This is a genomic window from Roseomonas sp. TAS13, from assembly GCF_001950415.1.
GTDB classification, from domain to species: Bacteria; Pseudomonadota; Alphaproteobacteria; order Acetobacterales; family Acetobacteraceae; genus Roseomonas; species Roseomonas mucosa.
In genome coordinates, this window is sequence record NZ_BDLP01000631.1 from 1 (window position 1) to 1,492 (window position 1,492).

The following is a 1,492-nucleotide window of genomic DNA, read 5'->3' on the forward strand; positions in this document are numbered from 1 at the left end:
GGTGGAGCTGTGCGTAGATGTGATCAAGAGACAGCGGAGCCAGCCGCTCATCGCACCCGCTGCCGGCCCGGGACCAGCACCAGCGAGAAATACGGCGCCGGCGCGTCGTCGCGCTCGGCGAGCGGGATGATCCGCTCCGCCGCCATGGTGCCGCGCTCGACATAGAGGGCGCGGGCGGTGAGGCCCGCCTCCTCCAGCGCGGCGCGGATCTTCGGCAGGTTGCGGCCGACCTTCATGATCACCGCCGCATCGGTGCCGCGCAGCCGCTCCGCCATGCGCGCCCCGTCCAGCGTGCCGGGAAGGACGGTGAGGATGTCGTCGCCATGCACGACCGGCGTCTGCGTCCGGGCCCAGCAGCCGCCCATCGCGGTGATGCCGGGCACGACCTCCTGCCGGAACTCGCCGCGCAGCCGGTCGAAGAGATACATCGAGGAGCCGTAGAAGAAGGGATCGCCCTCGCAGAGCAGGGCCACATCCTGCCCGGCCCGCAGGCGATGGGCCAGGATGCCGGCGCAATCCTCGTAGAAACCCGCGATGCCGGCGGCATAGCGCGGGTCCCCGACCGGGATCTCGGTGGTATAGGGATACTCGAAGCGCAGCTCCTCCGCCGCGGGCGGCAGATGCTGCGCGGCGATGGTGCGGGCATGGCCGTCGCGGCCGCGCTTGGCGAAATGCGCGAAGACCGGCGCCCCGCGCAGGATGCGGGCGGCCTTGAGGGTCAGCAGCTCCGGATCTCCGGGGCCGAGGCCCAGCGTGTAGAGCGTACCGGAAGCGGCAGGGAGGGCGGTCACGCTACTCGGCCTCGCTCGCCAGGGCGTTCACGGCGGCCACGGCCATGGCGCTGCCGCCCAGCCGGCCCTCCACGATCATCCAGGGGACGTCGTGCCGCGCGGCCAGGGCCTGCTTGGATTCCGCCGCGCCGACGAAGCCCACCGGCAGGCCGATCACCGCCGCCGGGCGGGGCGCGCCGGCATCCAGCAGCTCCAGCAGGTGGAACAGCGCGGTGGGCGCATTGCCGATGGCGACCAGCGCGCCCTCCAGCCGGTCCCCCCAGAGATGCAGCGCGGCGGCGGAGCGGGTGTTGCCCGTCTCCCGCGCCAGTTCCGGCACGCCGGGCGCGTCGAGGGTGCAGACCACCTCGTTCGCGGCGGGCAGGCGCGGGCGGGTGATGCCATGCGCGACCATCTTCGCATCGCAGAGGATGGGCCTGCCGGCAAGCAGCGCGTTCCGGGCGGCGCTGGCGAAGCCGGGCGAGAAGCGGAGGGCGCGCACGACCTCCACCATGCCGCAGGCATGGATGACGCGCACCGCGACGCGGGCTTCCTCCGGCGAAAGCCCCGAAAGATCGGCCTCGGCCCGGATCGTGGCGAAGGACCGGCGGTAGATCGCCGCGCCGTCGCGGATGTAGTCGTAGGTCATCCTGTCCCCTGGGCCGCTTCCCGGGCGGCCCTGTCCTGTGCGCCGAGGAGCCAGTCTGTCACCTCGGCGATGC

At 72.9% G+C, this 1,492-nt stretch carries 2 protein-coding genes; both read right to left on the reverse strand.

What is annotated here, in order from left to right; translation table 11 throughout:
• Positions 1 to 47 precede the first annotated feature (47 nt).
• Positions 48 to 791 (reverse strand): precorrin-2 C(20)-methyltransferase, encoded by a 744-nt coding sequence (locus ROTAS13_RS24365; protein WP_019462576.1) that lies wholly within the window; start codon positions 789 to 791, stop codon positions 48 to 50.
• A gap of 1 nt (position 792) precedes the next feature.
• Entirely contained in the window at positions 793 to 1,419 is a 627-nt protein-coding gene (locus ROTAS13_RS24370) for a precorrin-8X methylmutase (protein ID WP_019462577.1), read from the reverse strand.
• Between the last annotated feature and the right edge of the window lie 73 nt (positions 1,420 to 1,492).

What these genes read in the sequence shown, in the direction of transcription:
- ROTAS13_RS24370 (WP_019462577.1), bottom strand. Translation starts at nt 1,419, where the DNA reads ATGACCTACGACTACATCCGCGACGGCGCGGCGATCTACCGCCGGTCC.